Origin of the sequence: Psychroflexus sp. MES1-P1E (assembly GCF_002836055.1) — a bacterium.
In the GTDB taxonomy this organism is placed as follows: domain Bacteria; phylum Bacteroidota; class Bacteroidia; order Flavobacteriales; family Flavobacteriaceae; genus Psychroflexus.
Genome location: NZ_PJBS01000290.1, coordinates 1 through 1,300 on the forward strand (window position 1 = coordinate 1; position 1,300 = coordinate 1,300).

2 protein-coding genes are annotated in these 1,300 nt (G+C 33.8%); both read right to left on the bottom strand.

Features of this window, described 5'->3' with window-relative positions:
* Window positions 1-306: 306 nt before the first annotated feature.
* Window positions 307-744 carry a DUF3010 family protein gene (locus CXF67_RS09825; RefSeq protein WP_145990453.1) on the bottom strand — a complete coding sequence of 146 codons (438 nt, stop codon included), beginning with the start codon at window positions 742-744 and terminating at the stop codon, window positions 307-309.
* A gap of 95 nt (window positions 745-839) precedes the next feature.
* Window positions 840-1,121, bottom strand: a complete 282-nt coding sequence (locus tag CXF67_RS09830) for a hypothetical protein (RefSeq protein ID WP_257984650.1) — start codon at window positions 1,119-1,121, stop codon at window positions 840-842.
* Between the last annotated feature and the right edge of the window lie 179 nt (window positions 1,122-1,300).

Genomic DNA, 1,300 nt, shown 5'->3' on the forward strand with positions numbered 1-1,300 from the left:
GACATTATAGGTTTAAATTGGTATTAATGGGTATTTAAATCTCTATTCTGCTAATAACTAGTTCGATAAAATCAATCCCCTTTTTTGGCTGACCTATCCCCTATTCTTTTCCTGTTGGATTTAAATTAACTCATGTAGAAAGCCTTCTTGGACCAGCTAATAAGCGGTTATACCAAATTAAACACACAAGCCTAAACAAAGACAGTTCTGTTTAGGGTGGAGTCATAAGGTGAAGGAATAGGATTGACCTCTATCAGAAAGTGACTCCATTTTTGAAAGATAAACTTCTAATTATTCTGCTTTCCTTTATTCTAAAAATCTCCAGCCTGCAACAAGTGCTTTCCCCATGTATTTAGGTAAACTATTTTTAACTAAATCATCTGAAAATTCTCGTCCAGTCTCTTTTTTGTAAGTCGAGTTAATTAGTCTTGTGCAAGAGCCTGTCGGATAGGTTTTATACTCCATAGATTGCTTTTCACATTCACTAAGCACTGCAAATTCCATTCTAACTCTCATTTTTTTTGAGTCACTCCCCCCTTCGCATAAAACAACTCTATCAATATCTTGATTTTGAAGATGCTTATAGAAATTAGCTTGAAATTCAATGATGTCTTTTATTGTGTTGTCTGCTTTTGGAATTGATAAGGGTTTTCCAAGGTTTGTTACAGAATATGTGCCTTGATCTCCGTCTATAATCAACATCCCTGCTGAATTACTTATTATTTCTATTGATAGTACTTTCATGTTTTATGGTGTCGGTTTTATATTCTGAGTAACCTTTTGTTTATTCCTTGTTTTTACTGGTATTTAGGCAGGATAAATGTCACTCATTCTTGCATCTAAATTAGCAATTTGTTTTTGAAGTTCTTTGACCATTCTCTTTCTTTTTTGGTCAAGATATTCATAAACAATAGGAGGATTGTATTGTTGTTTTTGTAAAGCATATTCCAAAGTATGTTAGCTAATTTTCTTGCAGAAACAGCGACTGCCCTCCCTTTTCTATAGGCTATTCTGTTGAAGAAATTAGAAAGGTGAGTGTCTTTCAAATTTCCAATAGAATCACCAACTTGTCTTAAAGCAATTTTAAGCCTATACAACGACCTCGATGGACTAATCATCATCTTATTTACAGCATTCAGTCAGTTTATTGCCGTGGCTACTTCTTGGCACATTATGGTTTGTTACGTGTTTTAAGCAACTAGTTTAGCAAATAAAAACGGAATAGAATCCCGATAGCTATCGGGATTCATAAGTAGGCTTTTACAAGCAATTAATTTTATACGTTGTTACCATTAGTTGT